We start from the raw sequence: 22,668 nt of genomic DNA, 5'->3' as shown, positions 1-22,668 counted from the left end.
GCGCGCACAGGCGTGATACTGTGGCATAAATGAGCGAAAAAAATGTCATTGAACTCACGAAAAGAACACTGTTTTCTTGGAAATTATCTTTACATATCAACAGCTTACGAAAGAGTATTAACGATATTACGACATATCTTTTGACTTCCTGCACCAATAGCGCAATAATCAATTTCATAGACGTAAGAAGCGTTACGACCGACAAATAAAAGCCGCCAACCGGCGATAAAGCCAGCTCATCGGCACGGGCAATCCGTGCCACCAAATGGAAGCTGGCCAATAAGAAAAATAATACAGAAAGGGAATGCACAGACCAGGGCCAGGGCAGGCAAAACTGCCGGTGACCCGTGACAAGTAGGCTTACATTAAAGGACACCCAAATGACCATTTTTGACAACTACGCCGCACGGTACGAACGGACCAAAGAAGAAGAGATGTCCATGAAGGAATATCTCGAACTTTGTAAAAAAGACCGGCTGACTTATGCCAGCGCCCCAGAACGCATGTTGGCCGCCATCGGCGAACCGACATTGGTCGATACCCGCAACGACACCCGGCTGTCACGCATCTTCGCGAACAAGGTCATCAAGATATACCCGGCATTCCGCGAGTTCTACGGCACGGAAGAAGTGATCGAGCAAGTGGTTTCCTACTTCCGCCACGCCGCGCAAGGGCTGGAGGAACGCAAGCAGATCCTGTATCTGCTGGGACCTGTGGGCGGCGGCAAGTCGTCGATCGCGGAAAAGCTGAAGTCGCTGATGGAGCATGTGCCCTTCTATTGCCTGAAAGGCTCGCCGGTCAACGAGTCGCCGCTCGGCCTGTTCAACGAGGAAGAGGACGGCGTGCTGCTGGAAGAGGATTACGGCATCCCGCGCCGCTACCTGCGCAACATCCCGAGCCCGTGGGCGGTCAAGCGCCTGCACGAGTTCAACGGCGACATCAACCAGTTCCGCGTGGTCAAGCGCTACCCGTCGGTGCTCAAGCAGATCGCCATTTCCAAGACCGAGCCGGGCGACGAGAACAACCAGGACATCTCCTCGCTGGTGGGCAAGGTCGACATCCGCAAGCTGGAAGATTATTCGCAGGACGATCCGGACGCCTACAGCTATTCCGGCGGCCTGTGCCTGGCCAACCAGGGCCTGATGGAATTCGTCGAGATGTTCAAGGCGCCGATCAAGGTGCTGCATCCGCTGCTGACGGCCACGCAGGAAGGCAACTATAAAGGCACCGAGGGCTTCGGCGCGATCCCGTTCGACGGCATCATCCTGGCCCACTCGAACGAGTCGGAATGGAAGACCTTCCGCAACAACCGCAACAACGAGGCATTCCTCGACCGTATCTACATCGTCAAGGTGCCGTACTGCCTGCGCGTGACCGACGAGATCAAGATCTACGACAAGCTGGTGGCCAACTCCTCGCTGTACCAGGCCCCGTGCGCGCCCGGAACGCTGAAGATGATGGCGCAGTTCGCGATCCTGTCGCGCCTGAAGGACCCGGAAAACTCCAGCATCTTCAGCAAGATGCTGGTCTACGACGGCGAGAACCTGAAGGACACCGATCCGAAGGCCAAGTCGATGCACGAGTATGTCGACTACGCCGGCGTCGACGAGGGCATGAACGGGCTGTCGACCCGCTTCGCCTTCAAGATCCTGTCCAAGGTCTTCAACTTCGACAATACCGAGGTGGCGGCCAATCCGGTCCACCTGCTGTATGTGCTGGAGCAGCAGGTCGAGCGCGAGCAGTTCCCGCCCGAGACCGAACAGAAATACTTCTCCTACATCAAGGAGCACCTGGCCCAGAAATATGTCGAGTTCATCGGCAAGGAAATCCAGACCGCGTACCTGGAGAGCTATTCCGAATACGGCCAGAACATCTTCGACCGCTACGTGACCTTTGCCGACTTCTGGATACAGGACCAGGAATTCCGCGACCCGGATACCGGCGAGAGCTTCGACCGCGAGTCGCTGAACAACGAGCTGGAAAAAATCGAGAAGCCGGCAGGCATCTCGAACCCCAAGGACTTCCGCAACGAGATCGTCAACTTCGGTCTGCGCGCGCGCGCCAACAACGGCGGCAAGAATCCTTCATGGACCAGCTACGAGAAATTCCGCACCGTGATCGAGAAGAAGATGTTCTCGAACACAGAGGAATTGCTGCCCGTGATTTCGTTCAACGCCAAGGCCAGCGCCGAAGACGCCAACAAGCACGCCGACTTTGTCGCGCGCATGGTGGAAAAAGGCTATACGGCCAAACAGGTCCGCTTGCTGTGCGAATGGTATTTGCGCGTGAGGAAGTCGTCTTAAGACGGCCGCAGTCCGGGCGCGCCTCGGCGGCGCGCCCCTCGCTACGACCGCCGCACCAAACGCAGCAGGAGGCATCTTTTGACTTATCTCATCGACCGACGTTTGCAGGGCAAGAACAAGTCCGCGGTCAACCGCGAGCGCTTCCTACGGCGCTACAAGGCACAGATCAAGGACGCGGTGGGTCGCGCCATCAAGGGCCGCTCCATCACCGATATTGAAAACGGCGAGAAAGTCTCCATCCCCGTCAAGGACGTGGGCGAGCCTTCTTTCGGCCACGCCCATGGCGGCGTGTGGGAAACCATCAATCCCGGCAACCAGGAATACCAGAAGGGCGACCAGATCAACCGCCCCAAAGGCGGCGGCGGGGCCGGCCGCGGCAAGGCCGGCAACAGCGACCAGCTGACCGAGGACGACTTCATCTTCGAGCTGTCGCGCGAAGAATTCATGAACTACTTCTTCGAGGACCTCGAGCTGCCGCACATGATCAAGACGCAGCTGACGGCCACCACCGAATTCAAGAACCAGCGCGCCGGCTACAATATGTCGGGCACGCCGTCCAACATCCACGTGCTGCGCTCGCTGCGCGGCGCGCTGGGCCGGCGCATCGCGGTCGGCGGCAGTTCGCGCAAGCGCGTCATCGAGGCCGAGCGCGAGCTGGAGGAATTGCTGCTCGAGGGCGCGCCGCTGGACGCGCCGCGCGTGCTCGAGCTGAAGAAATTAATCCACCATCTGCACACGCGGCTGCTGGCCATCCCCTTCATCGACCCGTTCGACCTGCGCTATTCCAACCGCGTCAAGGTGCCCAAGCCGATGACGCAGGCGGTGATGTTCTGCATCATGGACGTCTCCGGCTCGATGGATGAAACCCGCAAGGACACCGCCAAGCGCTTCTTCATCCTGCTGTACCTGTTCCTCAAGCGGGTATACGACAAGATCGAGGTGGTGTTCATCCGCCACCACACGGCGGCGGCCGAGGTCGACGAGGAGGAATTCTTCCACTCGCGCGAATCGGGCGGCACCGTGGTGTCGTCGGCGCTGCACCTGCTGGACAAGATCATCGACGAGCGCTACGGCGCCGGCAGCTGGAATAGCTACGTGGCGCAGGCGTCCGACGGCGACAACTGGGACAACGATTCGGTGCTGTGCCGCCAGCTGCTGATCAACACCATCATGCCCAAGGTGCAGTACTACACCTACGTCGAGATCACCGACGGCCCGGCGCAAAACCTGTGGGAGCAGTACTCGCAGGTGCCGGACCACCACGCGCACTTCGCCATGCAGAAAATAGTCACGCCGGCCGATATCTATCCGGTGTTCCGCGAACTGTTCAAGAAACAGCCGAAATAGGCAGCCGATTTAGTGGAACGCATATGAACGACATGACGAAATTTCCGCCCCCCAAGCCGCGCCATCCGCGCGCCCTGCCCGAACAGTCCGAGTGGACCTTCGAACTGATCGAGCAGGCCCACCAGGAAATCCGCCGCGTGGCCGAAGGCTTCGGGCTGGACACCTATCCCAACCAGCTGGAGATCATCACGGCCGAGCAGATGATGGACGCCTACACCTCGGTCGGCATGCCGGTGTCGTACAACCACTGGTCCTTCGGCAAGCATTTCCTGTCGACCGAAAAAGGCTACAAGCGCGGCCAGATGGGCCTGGCCTACGAGATCGTCATCAACTCCGATCCGTGCATCGCCTATTTAATGGAGGAGAACAGCCTGACCATGCAGGCGCTGGTGATCGCGCACGCGGCGTACGGCCACAACTCCTTCTTCAAGGGCAACTACCTGTTCCGCACCTGGACCGACGCCGAAGCCATCGTCGACTACATGGTATTCGCCAAGAACTACATCGCCGAGTGCGAGCAGCGCCACGGCATCGACGCGGTCGAGCTGCTGCTCGATTCCTGCCACGCGATCCAGAACTACGGCGTCGACCGCTACAAGCGGCCGGCCAAGCTGTCGATGGCGCAGGAGCGGGCGCGGCAGAAGGAGCGCGAAGCCTATGTGCAGTCGCAGATCAACGAACTGTGGCGCACCCTGCCCCGGCGCGAGGAAGAGGAGGCGGAAAAGGCCGCGCCGCGCTTCCCGCCCGAGCCGGAAGAGAACCTGCTGTACTTCATCGAGAAGTACGCGCCGCTGCTGGAACCGTGGCAGCGCGAGATGGTGCGCATCGTGCGCAAGATCTCGCAGTACTTCTACCCGCAGCGCCAGACCCAGGTGATGAACGAGGGCTGGGCCACGTTCTGGCACTACACCATCCTCAACCAGCTGTACGACGAGGGCGTGGTGGGCGATGGCTTCATGATGGAGTTCCTCAAGAGCCATACCAACGTGGTCTACCAGCCGCCGGTCAACAGCCCGTATTACAGCGGCATCAATCCCTACGCGCTGGGCTTCGCGATGATGACCGACATCCGCCGCATCTGCGAGCACCCGACCGACGAGGACCGCGAATGGTTCCCCGACATCGCCGGCAGCGACTGGCGCAAGACGCTGGACTTTGCGATGCGCAATTTCAAGGACGAAAGCTTCATCGCCCAGTACCTGTCGCCCAAGCTGATACGCGAGTTCCATTTCTTTGCGGTATTGGACGACGACAATAACGAAAAGCTGGCAATCTCCGCGATACATGACGACCTCGGTTACCGTTATGTGCGCCAGCAGCTGGCCGAGCAGTACAACCTGGGCAACCGCGAGCCGAATATCCAGGTGTGGTCGGTCAACACCCGCGACGACCGCGCGCTGACCCTGCGCCATACGCAGTTCCAGCGCCGTCCGCTGAACCAGCAGGCCGGCGAGGTGCTCAAGCACGTGGCCCGGCTATGGGGCTTCGACGTGCACCTGGAAACCGTGGGGCCGAACGGCGAAGTCGTCAGCTCGATGGAGGTCAAGCGCGAGAAACGGGGGCGCGGGAGCTGAGCAACATATATAGAGCAACGCCGGCGCCGATTTCAGGCACGGCTCTTGCAAGGGATATAGCCGGAGACGGCGGCGCGGGGTCAGAAGAATAGTTCTGGCCCTGCTTTTTTTAGTGGAAAGCATGTAGCGGGCGGGAAGTCAATCTTTTTCTGCATGTTCTTGCACCGGGGAATCCGCAATAATTTCACAAAAGAAACTTTTGCGGCCAAATTATCAACTGCTCGTAGTAAAATTACGTGCATAAAATTCCGTTTTTAGGCTTAAGGGAAAACTAAGTAATGTCGTGGTGCGTTGGCGCACGAAAATGAGCAGAACTGTGTTGCCGATTGATCTAGAACAGTGCAAAGTGAGCGCTACCATATAGGAAAACCCTATGAAATTTAACCGGTTTTAGGGATGAAAATTCTATGTAAAATCAAGAATTCGTATGTATAATTCGCCGACGTCCCGGATGCGGCTGTTGTTTTATGTCGCCATTTTGGGGTTTAGTAGCAACAAAAAGAGTTGGTATTGGAGAAAGCAGGCATGAATTTCACGCACAACGAGAAAAGCACCGGGAAGAACTTTACAGGCATTACCATTGTCGTTTTGTTGCACCTCCTGGTCGCTTATGGGATCGTGACGGGCTTGGGTAAACGTCTGGTGAGCAAGATGATCGCACCAGTGGAGACCAAGATCATCGAGGAGGTCAAACCTCCTCCACCGAAAGAACTCCCACCGCCACCACCTCCACCAGAGATGAAAGCGCCACCGCCGCCTTTCATCCCGCCAGTTGAGGTGAATGTGCAGCAGCCTCCGCCGCCGCAGAACACGATCGCTAACGCGACCAACGTGAAACCTGCGACGACCGAGATCCAAAGAACGCCGCCGGCACCGCCGGCAGCGCCGCCGGGACCAGCAAAATCGGTCAACGTCGCCGCAGTGGCCGACTTCAGTACTTGCGCGAAACCGGAGTGGCCCAAGTCCTCCCTGCGTAACGAAGAAACCGGTACGGTGACCTTATCGTTCCTGATTGGAGCCGACGGCCGTGTCGCCGACTCCAAGATCGTCAAATCCTCTGGCTTCAGGGACTTGGACAAGGCCGCGGTAACCGGCATCAGTAAATGCCGATTCAAACCGGGTCTGACCGACGGGAAACCGACGGAAGCGTGGATGCAGATGCAATACGTCTGGACGCTGGAGTAAAACCGAGGCAGAGCACCGTCTCATCTAGTAATTTTCGTTGTCATTACGTTCAGCGATCTGATTATTTTATCAATTTGGAGGAAGCATGTTTAAGAATACCCGTTTGTCCGCTGTACTGGCCGCTGTGCTGTTTTCCGTGACCGCAGCCACCGCCCTGGTAAGCGCACCAGCTTTCGCTGACGCGCCAGCCTCGGCAGCCGCTTCGGCACCAGCAGCCGCTCCAGCAGCGGATGCGGCCGCAGCACCAGCACCTGCAGCAGAAGCTCCAGCCGCCAAGGGCGGTAAAGAAGAAGTGGACAATCCATACGGCTTCGAAGCTGTCTGGAACGGTGGTTTCGTATCGCGCGGCACCCTGATCATCCTGTCGCTGATGTCGATGGGTTCGTGGTACATCATCATCACCAAACTGATCGACCAGATGAAGATCTTCAAACAGTCGAAAGAAACTTCGGCCAAGTTCTGGAAAGCATCGTCGATCGCTGCTGGTTCGGCTGCGCTGAAAGACGGTTCGCCATTCCGCTTCATCGCTGAAACTGGCACCAAGGCCACCGTGCACCACGACGGCGCCCTGCTGGAACAAATCGACCTGTCGACCTGGGTCACCATGTCGATCCAGCGCGCTGTCGACAAAGTTCAGTCGCGTCTGCAAGACGGCCTGTCGTTCCTGGCAACCGTGGGCTCGACCGCACCGTTCATCGGTCTGTTCGGTACCGTTTGGGGTATTTACAATGCACTGATCGCCATCGGCATGTCGGGTAACGCATCGATCGACAAGGTTGCAGGTCCAGTGGGTGAAGCGCTGATCATGACCGCCTTCGGTCTGTTCGTCGCGGTTCCTGCCGTTCTGGGTTACAACTGGCTGGTCCGTCGTAACAAGGCCGCAATGGAAGACGTGCGCTCGTTCTCGGCTGACGTGCACTCGGTACTGATCTCGGGCGCCATGTCCACCAGCGAAGCTGGCCGCGCAGCCGGCGCTAAAAAGATTGGATAATTAATCATGTCGATGTCCGTAGGCTCCGATAGCGGAGACGAAGATCAAGTCATGTCAGAAATCAACACGACGCCCCTGGTGGACATCATGTTGGTTCTGCTGATTATCTTCCTGATCACGAGCCCGGTTGTTTTGAAGCTGATCAAGATCAAGCTGCCGGAAGAAGCCAACCAGGTTATCCAGACCAAGCCGGAAGATGTCAACATCGTTGTCAGCAAGGATGGCGATATCTACTGGAATCAGCGGAGGATGCGCGACGCGAATGAGTTGTTCGACAATCTGAAGGTGGAAGCGGTCAAATTGCCTCAGCCGGAAGTACATGTACGTGGCGACCAAGAAACTCGCTACGAAGCTATCGGCAAGGTTATTTACACTACCCAGCGCGCTGGTATTCAGAAGGTCGGCTTCATCACCGAACCGCCTGACAAGGGTTAATTCCCTCTAGTGCATCGCAGGCCTGGACTCCGGGCCTGCCCTTCTTAAAAGGAAACACCATGAGTATGAATGTCGGCTCCCCAAGCGGTGGCGCGGATCCGGAACCAATGATGGAAATGAACATGACGCCCCTCATCGACGTGATGCTGGTGCTGATTATCATGATGATCATTACGATTCCAAAAGCCAACCACTCGGTGAACTTGAATATGCCGGTCGGCACCCCGCCACCGCCTACCAAGGAACCTGTGGTGATCACGATTGACGTCGACTTCGACGGCACGATTCTGTGGGATAACGCTGTCGTTCCCGACCGCGGCACCCTGGAAGCAAAGCTGACCGATGTCGCAGCGCAAGCTGACCAGCCGGAAGTGCATCTGCGTCCGAACAAGCTGGTGTCGTACAAAGTCGTGGCAGGCGTGATGGCTTCGGCTCAGCGTCTCGGCGTGACCAAGATTGGCCTGGTCGGCAACGAACAGTTCCAATAATCAGTTCTATGTTCAACGATAGGCAGGACCATTCCTGCCTATTTCGCATTTTGAAGAAAGAAAACTTACCCATGACCAAGTTTCGTCTCGCTCATCTCGGCCTGGTAATGGCCGCTATTGGTTTCACTGCAGCAGCTCCTATGGTTGGTCTTTCCTCGGTTGCCTACGCGGCCGACGCGGTGCGTGCTGAAATCGGCAAACCATTGCAAGAAGCACAGAAACTGGCTGCGGCAGGCAAGAACAAGGAAGCTCTCGCCAAACTGAAAGAAGCCGACGCTGTCGGTGGCAAGTCCCCACACGAATCCTATTTGATCGAGCGCACCCGCGCTTCGGCCGCAGCTGCCGCTGGCGATAACGACGCCGCCGCCAAGGCCTTCGAAGCGGTCATCAATTCCGGCAAGCTGTCGCCTGCCGAACAACCAAAATTCACCCAGGCCCTGGCCGGCATCTACTACCGCGCCAAGGACTACCCAAAAGCCATCACCTGGATCCAGCGTTCGCTGAAAGACAATCCAAACGACGGCCAGATGCATGAACTGCTGATCCAGACCTACTACATCAGCGGCAAATACTCGGAAGCGGCCAAGGAGCTGCAATCGTCGAAAGCCGGTTCGGAAGCGTCGCTGCAGATGCTGGCCAACATCCAGCTCAAGCAAAACGACAAGGAAGGCTATGTGCAGACGCTGGAGCGCCTGGCCGGCGCCTATCCGAAGACCAGCTACTGGGCCGACCTGCTGAACCGCGTGTCGGGCAAGCCTGGCTTCTCGCCGACGCTGTCGCTGGACGTGCTGCGCCTGCGCCTGGCCAACGGCCTGCTGACCAAGCCGGGCGAGTACATGGAGATGTCCCAGCTGGCGCTGCAAGCGGGCAATCCCGCTGAAGCCATCAAGATCATCGACCAGGGCTACAAGAAAGGCGCGCTGGGCACCGGTTCCGACGCCCCTCGTCACCAGCGCCTGAAAGACCTGGCCACCAAGACCCAGGCCGAGTTCGACGCCAAGCAAGCCGCCAACGAAGCCGAAGCCGTCAAGAACAAGGACGCCGACGCGCTGGCCAACATGGGCTACGCGCTGGTTTCCCAGGGCAAGGCCGACAAGGGCCTGGCGCTGATGGACCAGGCTGTCAAGCTGGGCACGGCCAAGTATCCTGAAACCGTGAAACTGCACCAGGGCATCGCCCAATCGATCGCCGGCAAGAAAGCCGCCGCGCTGTCGACGCTGAAATCGGTCAAAGGCAAGGACGGCGCCGCCGACCTGGCCCGCTACTGGACCCTGAACATCAACCACCCGATGTAATTCGGGAGTTGCCGCGAAAAAGCGCTGCCCGGTCCGCCGGCAGCGCTTTTTTTTCGCTTCGAGGGATTCCCCGTATAATCCTCTATTTCGCGATAGTTCTTAGCAGATTCCCATGAAGGTATTTCGAGGTCTTCCCAATGCAGCGGCGCGCGCGCCCTGCGCGCTCACGATCGGCAACTTTGACGGTGTCCACCTCGGCCACCAGGCATTGCTGGGCCGCGTGCGCGCGGCCGCCACCGGCCTCGGGCTGGAGGCGGCCGTGATGACCTTCGAACCGCATCCGCGCGAATTCTTCGCGCACAAGGCCGGCGACCTGTCGAAGGCGCCGCCGCGCATCGCCAACCTGCGCGACAAGCTGCAATCGCTGTCCGACAACGGCATCGACCGCGTCATCGTCGAGCACTTCTCGGCGCCCTTCGCCGCCCTGACGCCGCAGGAATTCACCGAAAAAGTGCTGGTCGAGGGCCTGCACGTCAAATGGCTGATGGTCGGCGACGACTTCTGCTATGGCGCCCGCCGCGCCGGCAACGTGCAGATGCTGCTGGAAGCGGGCAGGCACTACGGCTTCCACGTCGAGACCCTGCCGACCGTGATGAACGGCAGCATCCGCATCTCCTCCTCCGCCGTGCGCGCCGCGCTGGCCGAGGGCGACTTCCGGCACGCCCAGGCGCTGCTGGGCCATCCTTATGCGATCTCCGGCCACGTGATCCACGGCCAGAAGCTGGGCCGCACGCTGGGCTTCCCGACCCTGAACCTGCGCGTGCCGCACCGCCCCGCCCTGTCCGGCATCTTCATCGTGCAGGTGCACGGCCTGGCCGCGCAGCCGCTGCCGGCCGTCGCCAGCCTGGGCGTGCGCCCGACCGTCGACGACAGCGGCCGCGTGCTGCTGGAGGTGCACGTGTTCGACTTCGCCGAAAACTGCTACGGCAAGCAGGTGCGCGTCGAGTTCCTGCACAAGATACGCGACGAGGAAAAATACGTCGACCTGCCGACGCTGACCGCCGCCATCGACCGCGATGCGGCCATCGCCCGCGACTTTTTCAAAGAGCGCGTAGGCGCGACCAACGCCACCGACCGAATTTAGCCGCGCGACCAGCTACGCGCGCCGGCTACACAGACACCCCGAATACATCACTGAAGAAAAACCATGTCCGACAACAAATCTGCAAAGAAGCCTGAAAGCAAATACCCGGTCAATATGACCGAAACCCCGTTCCCGATGCGCGGCGATATGGCCAAGCGCGAGCCGAACTGGGTCAAGGAATGGCAAGACAAGAAAATCTACGAGCGCGTGCGCAAGGCCGCCGCCGGCCGTCCCAAGTTCATCCTGCACGACGGCCCGCCGTACGCCAACGGCGACATCCACATCGGCCACGCCGTCAACAAGATCCTCAAGGACATGGTGGTCAAGGCGCGCGGCCTGGCCGGCTACGACGCACCGTACGTGCCGGGCTGGGACTGCCACGGCATGCCGATCGAGATCCAGATCGAAAAACAATACGGCAAGAACCTGCCGACCGCCGAAGTGCTGACCAAGGCCCGCGCCTACGCGCTGGAGCAGGTCGACCGCCAGCGTAAGGACTTCATCCGCCTGGGCGTGCTGGGCGAATGGCAGAATCCTTACCTGACGATGAACTACTCGAACGAGGCCGACGAACTGCGCGCCCTCGGCACGCTGCTGGAAAAAGGCTACGTCTATCGCGGCTTGAAGCCGGTCAACTGGTGCTTCGACTGCCAGTCCGCGCTGGCCGAGGCCGAGGTGGAATACCAGGACAAGCGCGACCCGGCGATCGACGTCGGCTTCAAGTTCGCCGAGTTCGACAAGCTGTCCGCCGCCTTCGGCCTGGACAAGCTGCCGACCGAGAACGGTTTCGTCGTCATCTGGACCACGACCCCATGGACCATCCCGTCCAACCAGGCGCTGAACGTCAACGCCGAGGTGATCTACTCGCTGGTGCAGACCGAGCGTGACGGCCAGCCCCTGCTGCTGATCCTGGCGCAAGACCTGGTCGAGGCCTGCCTGGCGCGCTACAAGCTCGAAGGCACCACCATCGCCACCTGCCACGGCGCGGCGCTGGGCGGCATCAGCTTCCGCCACCCGCTGCACGCGTCGGACGCGTTCTACGACCGCCTGTCGCCGATGTATCTGGCCGAATACGTGACCACCGAAAGCGGCACCGGCGTGGTGCACTCGGCGCCCGCCTACGGCCTGGACGACTTCATCTCGTGCCGCGCGCACGGCCTGAAGGACGAGCAGATCCTGACCCCGGTGATGGGCGACGGCAAATTCGCCGCCTCGCTGCCGCTGTTCGGCGGCATGACGATCTGGGAGGCGTCCAAGCCGATCTGCGCCGCGCTGAAGGAAGTGGGCGCGCTGTTCGAAGTGAAGATGTTCGACCACAGCTATATGCACTGCTGGCGCCACAAGACGCCGATCATCTACCGCGCCACCTCGCAGTGGTTCGCCGGCATGGACGTCAAGCCGAAGGACGGCGGCCATACGCTGCGCGAAACCGCGCTCAAGGGCATCGCCGAAACCCGGTTCTTCCCGGACTGGGGCCAGGCGCGCCTGCACGGCATGATCGCCAACCGTCCGGACTGGACGCTGTCGCGCCAGCGCCAGTGGGGCGTGCCGATGGCCTTCGTGGTGCACAAGGAAACCGGCGCGCTGCATCCGCGCACGCCGGAGCTGCTGGAGCAGGTGGCAAAGCTGATCGAGAAGAGCGGCATCGACGCCTGGCTGGCGCTGGACCTGAAGGACCTGATCGGCGACGAAGCGGCCATCTACGAAAAGAACAAGGACACGCTGGACGTCTGGTTCGACTCCGGCTCGACCCACCAGACGGTACTGCGCGGCTCGCACAAGGAGCAGTCGGCCTTCCCGGCCGACCTGTACCTGGAAGGCTCGGACCAGCACCGCGGCTGGTTCCACTCGTCGCTGCTGACGTCGTCGATGCTGAACGGCGCGCCGCCTTACAAGGCCCTGCTGACGCATGGCTTCGTGGTCGACGGCGAAGGCAAGAAGATGTCCAAGTCGGTCGGCAACACGGTCGCGCCGCAGGACGTCTGGAACAAGCTGGGCGCCGACATGCTGCGCCTGTGGGTGGCCACCACCGACTACACCGGCGAGCTGTCGATCTCCGACGAGATCCTCAAGCGCGTCACCGAAGCCTATCGCCGCATCCGCAACACGCTGCGCTTCCTGCTGGCCAACCTGTCGGACTTCGACGCATCCAAGGACGCCGTGGCCATCGACCAGATGCTGGAGATCGACCGCTACGCGATCGCCAACATGGCCGCGCTGCAGGCGGAAATCGCCGAGCACTACATGCAGTACGAATTCCAGCCGGTCTATTCCAAGCTGCAGAACTACTGCTCGGAAGACCTGGGCGGCTTCTACCTCGACATCCTGAAGGACCGCCTGTACACGTCCGCCGTGACGTCGCCGGCGCGCCGCTCGGCGCAGACCGCGCTGTGGCACATCACGCAAAGCCTGCTGCGCGTGATGGCGCCGGCGCTGTCGTTCACGGCCGAGGAAGCCTGGGCCATCTTCGCCGGTCCGGAAGCCTACAAGGCCAGCGACGAGACCATCTTCACGCAAACCTGGTGGACGCTGCCGCAGCCCGCCGACGCGGCCGCCCTGCTGGACAAGTACACCGCCCTGCGCGCGGTCCGCACCGACGTCACCAAGCAGCTGGAAGACCTGCGCACCTCGGGCGCGATCGGCTCGTCGCTGCAGGCGGAACTGTCGATCAAGGCCGCCGGCGCCAAGTACCAGCTGCTGGCCAGCCTGGACGACGACCTGAAGTTCGTCTTCATCACCTCCGCCGCGCAGGCGGTGCAGGTGGAGAACGAAGCGGACGAGGCGGTCGAAGTGGTCGCCTCGGCGGCTGAAAAGTGCGAGCGCTGCTGGCACTACCGCGCCGACGTGGGCTCGCATGCGGACCATCCGACCCTGTGCGGCCGCTGCCACAGCAATCTGTTTGGTGCGGGCGAAAAACGCAAGTTCGCTTAATATGATGGCCGCCGATCTCCAACCCCGATCGGCGGCACCGTCGCCACGAACCAACCGAATATTTTATGGCCACCACTAAAAAAATCTTCCCGACCAAATCCTCGTCGAGCCTCACGCCTTGGCTGGGCATTGCCGCCATCGTCATCCTGTTCGACCAGCTGTCCAAGATCACCATCGCCAAGACCTTCCAGCTCGGCGAAGAGAAAGTCATCACCTCGTTCTTCAACCTGGTACTGGCCTACAACAAGGGCGCGGCCTTCAGCTTCCTCTCCAACAGCGGCGGCTGGCAGCGCTACTTCTTCACCGCCATCGGCATCGGCGCGGCGATCTACATCATCATCCTGCTGAAAAAGCACGGCGGCCAGCGCATGTTCTCGTGGGCGCTGTCGCTGATCCTGGGCGGCGCCATCGGCAACGTCATCGACCGCCTGATCTACGGCCATGTGATCGACTTCCTGGACTTCCACTGGCAGGGATTCGGCCACTTCGCCGCGTTCAACCTCGCCGACTCGGCCATCTGTCTTGGCGCCGGCCTGTTCATCCTGGACGAGCTGCGCCGGGTGAATCGTTAACCACTGAGGTAGCACCATGATGGAACTCACCGGTAAGAAAATCGTCCTCGGCCTGTCCGGCGGCGTGGCCTGCTACAAGGCCGCGGAACTGTGCCGCGCGCTGACCAAGGCCGGCGCCTCGGTGCAGGTCGTGATGACCGACGCCGCGGCCCACTTCATCACCGCCGTCACCATGCAGGCGCTGTCCGGCCAGAAGGTGTTCAGCAGCCAGTGGGATCCGCGCGTGGACAACAACATGGCTCACATCGACGTCACCCGCGACGCAGACGCCATCATGATCGCGCCCTGCTCCGCCGACTTCATGGTCAAGCTGGCGCACGGCGTCTGCGACGACCTGCTGTCGACCATGTGCCTGGCGCGTCCGCGCCACGTGCCGCTGCTGGTCGCTCCCGCCATGAACGTGGAGATGTGGCAGAACCCGGCCACCCAGCGCAACGCGCAGCAGCTGCGCGAGGACGGCATCGTCATCTTCGGACCGGCCGCCGGCGACCAGGCCTGCGGCGAAGTGGGCATGGGCCGCATGCTGGAACCGGCGCAGCTGCTCGAAGAGCTGATCGCGTCGTTCCAGCAGAAGGTCCTGGCGGGCAAGCGCATCCTGATCACCGCCGGCCCGACCTTCGAACCGATCGACCCGGTGCGCGGCATCACCAATCTGTCCTCGGGCAAGATGGGCTACGCCGTGGCCCGCGCCGCGCGCGAAGCCGGCGCCGAAGTGATCCTGGTGTCCGGCCCGACCGCGCTGCCGGCGCCGTTCGGCGTCACCCGCATCAACGTGCAAAGCGCCATGCAGATGCACGACGCGGTGATGGCCAACGTCGACCACCAGCACATCTTCATCGCGGTGGCCGCCGTCGCCGACTGGCGCGTGTCCAATTCCAGCGAGCAGAAACTGAAAAAGAACCCGGACGGCTCGGTGCCGGACCTGAAGTTCGAGCAGAACCCGGACATCCTGGCCACCGTCGCCGCCCGCACCACGCTGGCCGGCTATCCTTACTGCGTGGGCTTCGCCGCCGAATCGGAAAACCTGATCCAGTTCGGCGCCGACAAGCGCGAGAAAAAAGGCATCCCCCTGCTGGTCGGGAATATCGGCCACCACACCTTCGGCCAGGACGACAACACCATCATCCTGTTCGACGAGAACGGCCACACCATTTTGCCGCGCGCCGACAAACTGACCTTGGCGCGCCAACTGATTTCCGAGATCTCCAAACGGATCTCCCAGCACTCCTTATTTGCCAAATAAATGAAAAACATCGACGTCAAAATCCTCGACCCGCGCATGAAAGACCAGCTGCCGGCCTACGCCACCCCGGGTTCCGCCGGTCTCGACCTGCGCGCCTGCATCGACGCGCCTATGGTCATCGAAGCCGGCCAGACCGTGCTGATTCCTACCGGCCTGGCGATCCACGTCGCCGATCCGGGCTACGCCGCCATGATCCTGCCGCGCAGCGGCATGGGCCACAAAAACGGCATCGTGCTGGGGAATCTGGTAGGCTTGATCGACTCCGACTATCAGGGCCAGCTGATGATCTCGACCTGGAACCGCGGCCACAGCGCCTTCACGCTGAACCCGATGGAACGCCTGGCGCAGCTGATCATCGTGCCGGTGCTGCAGGTCGGTTTCAACGTGGTCGAGGAGTTCGACACCAGCGAACGCGGTGCCGGCGGCTTCGGCAGCACTGGAAAACACTAAAAAAACATACGGAGACCGGGATGGTCCAGCAGACAAAGAAAATCAATAAACTCGCTTCGTTGTCTTGGCGTTTGACCACCGTGGCGGCGGTCTCCCTGCTATCGGCCTGCTCGGTCTTCAAATCCAAACCCGCGGCGCCCGAACCGGCGCCGGTGGTGGCCCGCGTCATCAACGAAGAACCGCCGGTGGTCACCGCCAAGATGGCCGCCGCGCGCGAGGCGCTGGGCCAGATGGTGGCGCTGCAGGACCGCCTGTACCGCATCGCCGGTCCCCTGCTGATCAACAATGCGGACCTGTGTCGCACGCAGGCGCGCAACCTGCTCGGCTTCACCGCCAAGAACAAATACTCGTACACCGGCGAATTCGTCGACGCCGCGCAAGCGGTGCTGAACTACGGCGACCGCCTCGAAGTGGCCAGCGTGCTGTCCGGCAGCGGCGCCTCGCGCGCCGGCCTGCGCAAGGGCGACGGCCTGGTGGCGGCCGAAACGAAGAGCCTGCCGACCGGCCAGAACGCCGAAACGCAGGCGGCCGGCATCCTCGGCCCGCTGGTATCGGGCCACCAGTCGCTGAACCTGATCGTCGCCCGCAATGGCCGCAACCAGGAACTGAACGTACCGGTCACCCGCGCCTGCGCTTTCAAGATCGACATCGGCAATTCGGACAACATCAATTCCTATTCCGACGGCCAGCGCGTGATGATCACGCGCGGCATGGTCAACTTCGCGCAAACCGACGAGAACATCGCCTACGTGCTGGCCAAGGACATCGCCCACAATGTGCTGGGCCACGCCGCCATCACCAAGCAGGCCTACACCGTCGGCAGCATCATCGACAACCTGGTCGCCGTGCGGCCGGACCTGTCGATGCTGATCGGCAGCGCCGGCGTCAAGCCGGTGCCGGCCGATCTGGACACGGCGGCCGACTACCTGTCGCTGTACATGGTGGCACGCGCCGGCTACAACCTCGATCACGCGCACGCCTTCTGGCAGCGCATGGCCGCCCAATATCCGGCGACGGTGCTGAACGGTTATACTGCCACCCATCCCGCCATCGGCAAGCGCCTCACCGTGATCGACCAGACCATCGTCGAAATCAAAGGCAAGCAGGCGGCCAAGAAAACACTGATGCCGTAAAACCGGGAGACAGCCATGCGCCGCTTGTTGGCATTCATGTTGATACTGATGTGCGGCGGGGTCCAGGCGGCGCAATGGGCGCGGGTTGGCGGCGGCAAGACGGACGTCTTCTACATCGACAAGGGCAGCATCATCAAGGCCGACAAGACCCGCAAGGTCTGGTCCATGCACACCTTCAGCAAGCCGCAAATCACGCCCGAGGGCAAGCCTTACCGCTCGGTCAAGGCGCTGCACGTGTATTCCTGCGAGGACCGCACCACGGTGCTGCTGTCGCAGATCTACTATCCGGAAGCCATGGGCAAGGGCGAGCCGGTTGAAAACTACAAATACGAGAAATTCAGCCCGGAAGACATCGTGCCGGACAGCCCGTTCGACAACGCGCTGGCGGCCGTCTGCAAGGGCTAGCCGGGGAACTTAGTTGGGAACTTAGTTGGGAAAATTGGGAAACACATTCCCCATCAGCCAGGTCAGGCCGGCGCACAGCAGCACGGCAAGTATCAGCACGATCAGCAAACGGCCGAATTTAGGCGAGCCGTCGTCTTCCTTTGGGTTGGTCATGGGGCAGTCCCTGCAAGCTTTGTAGAGGCGTAGTATATTCCATCCATGGATAGTATCGATCTCGAAGTACTCAAAACCAGCGCAGCATGGATCGCCGCCGGGCGCCGCTGCGAACTGATCACCGTCATCAAGACTTGGGGCTCCAGTCCCCGTCCGGTGGGCGCCACGCTGGCCATCTGCGAAGACGGCACGGTGATCGGCTCCGTCTCGGGCGGCTGCATCGAGGACGACCTGATCGCCCGCGTGCGCGACGAGGGCATCAGCCGCGACATTCCCGAAATCGTCAGCTACGGCATCACCGCCGACGAGGCGCACCGCTTCGGCCTGCCCTGCGGCGGCACCATCGAACTGGCGATCGAGCCGCTGTCCGGGCGCAGCCGCATCGCCGAACTGCTGGTGCGGCTGGAACAGCACGAGCTGGTGCAGCGCCGGCTCGATCTGCAGACCGGCGAAGTGGAACTGGCCAAGGCCGCGCCGGGCGCGCAGATGCAGGTCAGCGAACGCGCCATGGTGACCTTGCACGGCCCGCGCTGGCGCCTGTTGATCATCGGCGCCGGCCAGTTGTCGCGCTTCCTGGCGCAGATCGCCACGGCCATGGACTACCACGTCATCGTCTGCGACCCGCGCGAGGAATACCGCGCCGGCTGGCACGTCGACGGCGTGCAGCTGGTGCACGACATGCCGGACGATATCGTGATCGACATGAAGCTCGACCGCCGCAGCGCCGTGGTCGCGCTGACCCACGATCCGAAGCTGGACGACCTGGCGCTGATGGAGGCGCTGAAGTCGGACGCCTTCTATGTCGGCGCGATCGGCTCACGCCTGAACAACAGCAAGCGCCGCGAGCGGCTGCTGGAATTCGACCTGACGGCGGAACAGCTGGCTCGCCTGCATGGGCCAATCGGCTTGTACATCGGCAGCAAGACGCCGTCCGAGATCGCGATTTCCATCCTGGCCGAGATGACCGCGATTAAAAACGGCGTGCCAACGGGGATGCTGGTGCCGCACGCCGCCTCGCCGGTCGCGCCAGGCGAGGCAGTCTGCGCGGTCGACAGCGGCGCGGTATAAAAAGCGCAAGCCTGGACAATTCAAAAGCAAGAACCGGCTGGCCCGCCGCACGCGAGTGCGGGACAATAGCGACGCCGCGCTGTCCGGCGCCGCACCTACAATTGGAATCCGCATGAGCACCGCCAATCTGCTACGCCTGATCTTCCTCGCCGCCATCTGGGGCGGCTCCTTCCTGTTCATGCGGATCGCCGCGCCGGTGCTGGGCGCCGCCGTGCTGATCGAATACCGTGTGCTGTTCGCCTCGCTGTTCCTGGCGGTGATCGCGCTGGTGCTGAAAAAGCCGTTGAACCTGCGCCAGAACTGGAAGCACTACCTGATCCTCGGCCTGTTCAACTCCGCCGTCCCGTTCCTGATGTTCGCCTTCGCCGCCCGCACGCTGTCGGCCTCCCTGCTGGCCGTGCTGAACGCCACCACGCCGCTGTGGGGCACGCTGATCGCCGCCATCTGGACCCGAAGCATGGTCAGCGCCAAGGTGATGTTCGGCCTGCTGCTGGGCGCCTGCGGCGTCGCGCTGCTGGTCGGCTTCGACCACGTGACCACCAAGCCGGGCGCCGGCATCGCCATCGCGGCGGTGCTGTTCGCCTCCTTCAACTACGGCATCGCCAGCAACTACGCCAAGCAGGCCAAGGCCGTCGAGCCGTTCTCCAACGCGCATGGCTCGATGTGGGCGTCGACGCTGCTGGTGCTGCCGGCGCTGCCGTTCTTCCCGGCGCCGGGCGAACCGACCATCGGCATCATGGGCGCGGTGCTCGCATTGGGCATCCTGTGCAGCGGCGTGGCTTACCTGATCTACTTCCGGCTGATCCAGGACGTCGGCCCGTCGTCGGCGCTGACGGTCACCTTCCTCAGCCCCCTGTTCGGCATCCTGTGGGGCATGCTGTTCCTCGGCGAGAGCGTCGGCTGGTACACCTTCGTCGGCGCCGCCGTGGTCATCGCCGGCACCGCGCTGGTGACCGGCTTCCGTCCGAGCCTGGGCTTCCTCGGCAAGGCCAAGACGGCGTGAAGCCCTTTACCCTATCCCTGCCGGCAAACTACCGTCTGCATGACGTGCTGGCCTTCCACAGCCGCGACACCGAAAGCGTGGCCGAGGAAGTGAGTCCCGAGCGGCTGCGCAAAGGCATGCTGGCCGGCGGCGTGCCGGTGGTGCTGGAGATCGTGCCCGACAGCGTCTCAACTCCGACCAGCGCCGGCTGCACCGTCCACGCCGACGGCAAGCTGTCCAAGGCCGCGCAGGAGCAGGTGCGCGAGGCGGCGCTGAGCATCCTCGGCCTGCGCATCGATCCCGAACCGTTCAGCGTCTTCGCCGCCGGGGACAAGATGTTCGGCCCGCTGACGCGCGCGCAGCCCGGCCTGCGCATCGTGCAGTCGGCCACCGTGTTCGAGGCGCTGACATGGGCCATCATCGGCCAGCAGATCAACCTGTCGTTCGCCATCTCGCTGCGCCGCACCTTCATCTTGCAGGCCGGCCGCCAGCACAGCAGTGGCTTGTGGTGCTACCCCACCGCGGCCGACGTGGCGCGCCTGACCGTCGACGACCTCACCAGCCGCAAATTCTCGCGCGCCAAGGCCGAGACCTTGCTGCGGCTGGCCCACCTGGTCAGCGACGGCGAACTGCTGCTGGACGTCACACCAGCCAATAGCATCGAACAGATTTCGGCCGCGCTGCTGGCCGTCAAGGGCATCGGCCCCTGGACCGTCAACTACGGCCTGTTGCGCGGCTATGGCTACGCCGACTGCTCGCTGCACGGCGACGTGGCGATCCGCGCCGCGCTGCAAGCCTTGCTGGGCGAGGACGCCAAGCCCGACATGCCGCGCACCGAAAAAATCCTCGCCCAATACAGCCCTCACCGCACCATGGCCGCCGCCCACCTGTGGGCCAGCCTGCATCCTCGCGATCCCGAGTAGATTTTGCTTGAGCCTGACGCTACGTCAGGCTTTACGATCGGCTGCATTATCGTGAAGGAGATGACCATGCAGCCCACATCCGCCCCCAAGCCCAGCGCCTGGATGACCGCCACCCTGCGCGCCGCGCACCAGTTGTTCGATGAGCCGCTGATCCTGCGCGACTCTGTCGCCCTGCGCATCCTTGGCCCCGATGCCGAAGCCCGGTTGCGCGCCGATGGAGTACGCCAGCGCCACCAGCTCTCCGTCGCCATGCGCACCACGATGGCGGTCCGCGCCCGCCTCGCCGAAGACAGCTGGTACGAAGCGCAGCGCCGCGCGGTCGACCAATACGTGATCCTCGGCGCCGGCCTCGATACCTATGCCTACCGCGCCGACTGCGCGCCATCCGCCCGCCTGTTCGAAGTCGACCTGCCGGCCACGCAGCAATGGAAGCGCGACTGCCTGCGCGCGGCGGACATCGGCGAACCCGCGACGCTGCGCTACGTCGCCACCGATTTTGAAAACGATACACTGAGCGCGGACCTGCAGCGGGCCGGCCTGGCCGACGACAAGCCGGCCTGCCATTCCTGGCTGGGCGTCACCATGTATCTGCGCCCGGACCAGGTGATGCACACCTTGCAGGACATCGCCAATTGCGCGCCGGGCAGCAGCATCGTGTTCGACTACCGCGTGCACGACGACCAGCTGACCGATGCCGAGCGCGCCGGCCTGCAAGTGGTGACCACGGCGCTGGCCGCGCAGGGCGAACACCTGCTCAGCTCTTTCGATCCGCAAAAGCTCGAGCACATGCTGGGCCGCTTCGGCTACAGCCAGGTCGAACACTTCGGCCCGAAGGAGCTCACAGAACGCTATCTGGCCTGCCACAACAACGGCCAGCGCCTGAGCGGCATCTTCCGCATGATCAGGGCCACGGTTTGACGTAAACTATGCGGCATGGATAAATCAGTACTGAAGATCGGCGAACTGGCCGCGCGTTCCGGCCTGACGGTGCGCGCGCTGCACCACTACGACAGCATCGGCCTGCTGACGCCGTCGGCACGCGCCGGTTCCGGCTACCGTCTCTACAACCGCACCGACGTCGCGCGGCTGCACAACATCCAGGCGCTGCGGCGGTTCGGCATGTCGCTGGCGGACATCGCGACCTTCCTCGCCAGTCCCGACGCGCCGTTCGCCGACATCGTCGCGCAGCAGATCGCCGCGCTGGGCAAACAGATCGAACAGGCGACCGCGCTGCGCGCGCAGCTCGCGCAGCTGCAACAGCAAATGGCAAGCGGCAGCGATCCCGAACTGGAAGACTGGCTGGCGGCGCTGGAGCATATGAACCTGTACGAACGATACTTCACGCCGGAGGAGTTGCGGCGCCTGCCCTTCTGGCAGCAGGATGCGCGCCGCAACGCCGCCTGGATCGCGCTGGTGGGCGAGGCGGAAACGCTGATGGCGCAAGGCGTGCCGGCGGACGACCCGCAAGCGGGCGCGTTGTCGGAACGCTGGATGCAAACGTTGGAGCGCGACACCGCCGCCAATCCGGAGTTCGCGCGCCGCCTGACGCTGATGCTGGACCAGGAGGCCGCGGCCCAGCAGCACACCCGCATCACGCCGGCGCTGAAGCAGTATGTGTCGGCGGCGTTTGGCGCGCGCAAGCTGTGCATCTACGCGAAGTACCTGAGCGCCGACGAGATGCGCGGCATGCGCGAGAACAGCGGCAAGAACCAGAACGAATGGATTGCGCTGATCGCCGCCGTGCATCGGCATCTGGAAACCGGGATCCCGCACGACGCGCCGTCGGCGCAAGCGCTGGCGCGCCAGTGGATGGCGCTCTACCTGGCGCAGATCGGCGGCGATCCGGCCACGCTGGCCAAGATCCGTGCCGCGCACGACCAGGAACCCGCGCTGTTGAACGGCACCTGGGTCACTCCCGCCATGCTTGACTACATCCGCCTGTCCTACGCCACGCTGGCTTGATCGAACGTAAGGTGATGCTCCATATTGTGTCCTAACATCGCGGAGGTGCCCACCGCCCAGGAGACCAGTATGCCCCCGCGGGGCGGGGGGGGGGGCGGGGGCGGGGGGGGGGGGGGCGGCGGGGGGGGGGGGGGGGGGGGGGGG

General features: G+C 62.4%; 21 protein-coding genes. 20 read left to right on the top strand and 1 reads right to left on the bottom strand.

Annotated elements, in window-relative coordinates:
- The first annotated feature begins 380 nt into the window (after positions 1-380).
- The 15 genes from ACCD07_RS22710 to ACCD07_RS22640 all read left to right on the top strand — a co-directional run bounded on the left by ACCD07_RS22710 (position 381) and on the right by ACCD07_RS22640 (position 17,436).
- Positions 381-2,303, top strand: coding sequence for a PrkA family serine protein kinase (locus ACCD07_RS22710; protein ID WP_176654148.1), 1,923 nt, complete (start codon positions 381-383; stop codon positions 2,301-2,303).
- Positions 2,304-2,381: 78 nt separating this feature from the next.
- A complete protein-coding gene (locus tag ACCD07_RS22705; protein WP_176654147.1) occupies positions 2,382-3,650 on the top strand; it encodes a YeaH/YhbH family protein in 1,269 nt (422 codons plus the stop codon).
- A 23-nt stretch (positions 3,651-3,673) separates the two neighbouring features.
- Entirely contained in the window at positions 3,674-5,224 is a 1,551-nt protein-coding gene (locus ACCD07_RS22700) for a SpoVR family protein (protein ID WP_176654146.1), read from the top strand.
- A 525-nt stretch (positions 5,225-5,749) separates the two neighbouring features.
- Positions 5,750-6,409 (top strand): energy transducer TonB, encoded by a 660-nt coding sequence (locus ACCD07_RS22695; protein WP_176654145.1) that lies wholly within the window; start codon positions 5,750-5,752, stop codon positions 6,407-6,409.
- An 85-nt stretch (positions 6,410-6,494) separates the two neighbouring features.
- Positions 6,495-7,400 (top strand): MotA/TolQ/ExbB proton channel family protein, encoded by a 906-nt coding sequence (locus ACCD07_RS22690; protein ID WP_218087933.1) that lies wholly within the window; start codon positions 6,495-6,497, stop codon positions 7,398-7,400.
- A gap of 6 nt (positions 7,401-7,406) precedes the next feature.
- The gene (locus ACCD07_RS22685) at positions 7,407-7,835 is read left to right on the top strand and encodes an ExbD/TolR family protein (RefSeq protein ID WP_353403241.1); all 429 of its coding nucleotides are present in this window, start codon (positions 7,407-7,409) and stop codon (positions 7,833-7,835) included.
- Positions 7,836-7,894: 59 nt separating this feature from the next.
- The gene (locus tag ACCD07_RS22680; RefSeq protein WP_218087932.1) at positions 7,895-8,323 is read left to right on the top strand and encodes an ExbD/TolR family protein; all 429 of its coding nucleotides are present in this window, start codon (positions 7,895-7,897) and stop codon (positions 8,321-8,323) included.
- 107 nt (positions 8,324-8,430) lie between these two features.
- Entirely contained in the window at positions 8,431-9,618 is a 1,188-nt protein-coding gene (locus ACCD07_RS22675) for a tetratricopeptide repeat protein (protein WP_413448660.1), read from the top strand.
- Positions 9,619-9,730: 112 nt separating this feature from the next.
- Entirely contained in the window at positions 9,731-10,702 is a 972-nt protein-coding gene (locus tag ACCD07_RS22670) for a bifunctional riboflavin kinase/FAD synthetase (protein ID WP_176654144.1), read from the top strand.
- A 63-nt stretch (positions 10,703-10,765) separates the two neighbouring features.
- The gene (gene ileS, locus ACCD07_RS22665) at positions 10,766-13,633 is read left to right on the top strand and encodes an isoleucine--tRNA ligase (protein ID WP_413448642.1); all 2,868 of its coding nucleotides are present in this window, start codon (positions 10,766-10,768) and stop codon (positions 13,631-13,633) included.
- Positions 13,634-13,698: 65 nt separating this feature from the next.
- Complete coding sequence (lspA, locus tag ACCD07_RS22660; protein ID WP_353403244.1) at positions 13,699-14,205, top strand: signal peptidase II; 507 nt, start codon at positions 13,699-13,701, stop codon at positions 14,203-14,205.
- Positions 14,206-14,224: 19 nt separating this feature from the next.
- A complete protein-coding gene (coaBC, locus tag ACCD07_RS22655; RefSeq protein WP_353403417.1) occupies positions 14,225-15,448 on the top strand; it encodes a bifunctional phosphopantothenoylcysteine decarboxylase/phosphopantothenate--cysteine ligase CoaBC in 1,224 nt (407 codons plus the stop codon).
- A complete protein-coding gene (gene dut / locus ACCD07_RS22650) occupies positions 15,449-15,898 on the top strand; it encodes a dUTP diphosphatase (RefSeq protein ID WP_176654141.1) in 450 nt (149 codons plus the stop codon).
- A gap of 20 nt (positions 15,899-15,918) precedes the next feature.
- A complete protein-coding gene (locus ACCD07_RS22645; RefSeq protein ID WP_176654140.1) occupies positions 15,919-17,031 on the top strand; it encodes a M48 family metallopeptidase in 1,113 nt (370 codons plus the stop codon).
- A gap of 15 nt (positions 17,032-17,046) precedes the next feature.
- Positions 17,047-17,436, top strand: a complete 390-nt coding sequence (locus ACCD07_RS22640) for a surface-adhesin E family protein (RefSeq protein ID WP_176654139.1) — start codon at positions 17,047-17,049, stop codon at positions 17,434-17,436.
- A gap of 21 nt (positions 17,437-17,457) precedes the next feature.
- Here the strand turns inward: ACCD07_RS22640 and ACCD07_RS22635 are convergent, their stop codons facing one another.
- Positions 17,458-17,589 carry a hypothetical protein gene (locus ACCD07_RS22635; protein ID WP_353403246.1) on the bottom strand — a complete coding sequence of 44 codons (132 nt, stop codon included), beginning with the start codon at positions 17,587-17,589 and terminating at the stop codon, positions 17,458-17,460.
- Positions 17,590-17,634: 45 nt separating this feature from the next.
- Between ACCD07_RS22635 and ACCD07_RS22630 the strand changes: the two genes are divergently transcribed.
- The 5 genes from ACCD07_RS22630 to ACCD07_RS22610 all read left to right on the top strand — a co-directional run bounded on the left by ACCD07_RS22630 (position 17,635) and on the right by ACCD07_RS22610 (position 22,524).
- Positions 17,635-18,657, top strand: coding sequence for an XdhC family protein (locus ACCD07_RS22630; RefSeq protein ID WP_176654138.1), 1,023 nt, complete (start codon positions 17,635-17,637; stop codon positions 18,655-18,657).
- A 112-nt stretch (positions 18,658-18,769) separates the two neighbouring features.
- Positions 18,770-19,660: a DMT family transporter gene (locus ACCD07_RS22625; RefSeq protein WP_176654137.1), complete on the top strand. Its 891-nt coding sequence runs from the start codon at positions 18,770-18,772 to the stop codon at positions 19,658-19,660.
- Complete coding sequence (locus ACCD07_RS22620) at positions 19,657-20,562, top strand: DNA-3-methyladenine glycosylase family protein (RefSeq protein WP_413448641.1); 906 nt, start codon at positions 19,657-19,659, stop codon at positions 20,560-20,562. Before ACCD07_RS22625 ends, ACCD07_RS22620 begins: the two co-directional genes overlap by 4 nt.
- Positions 20,563-20,628: 66 nt before the next feature.
- Positions 20,629-21,480 (top strand): class I SAM-dependent methyltransferase, encoded by an 852-nt coding sequence (locus tag ACCD07_RS22615; RefSeq protein WP_413448640.1) that lies wholly within the window; start codon positions 20,629-20,631, stop codon positions 21,478-21,480.
- A gap of 15 nt (positions 21,481-21,495) precedes the next feature.
- The gene (locus ACCD07_RS22610; RefSeq protein ID WP_413448639.1) at positions 21,496-22,524 is read left to right on the top strand and encodes a MerR family transcriptional regulator; all 1,029 of its coding nucleotides are present in this window, start codon (positions 21,496-21,498) and stop codon (positions 22,522-22,524) included.
- The last annotated feature ends 144 nt before the right edge of the window (positions 22,525-22,668 follow it).

The sequence above is a fragment of the Duganella sp. Dugasp56 genome, assembly GCF_047304105.1.
Classification (GTDB): domain Bacteria; phylum Pseudomonadota; class Gammaproteobacteria; order Burkholderiales; family Burkholderiaceae_D; genus Rugamonas; species Rugamonas hordei.
Note: the sequence above shows the minus strand (reverse complement) of the source record. Positions and strands in the feature narration are given on the sequence as shown.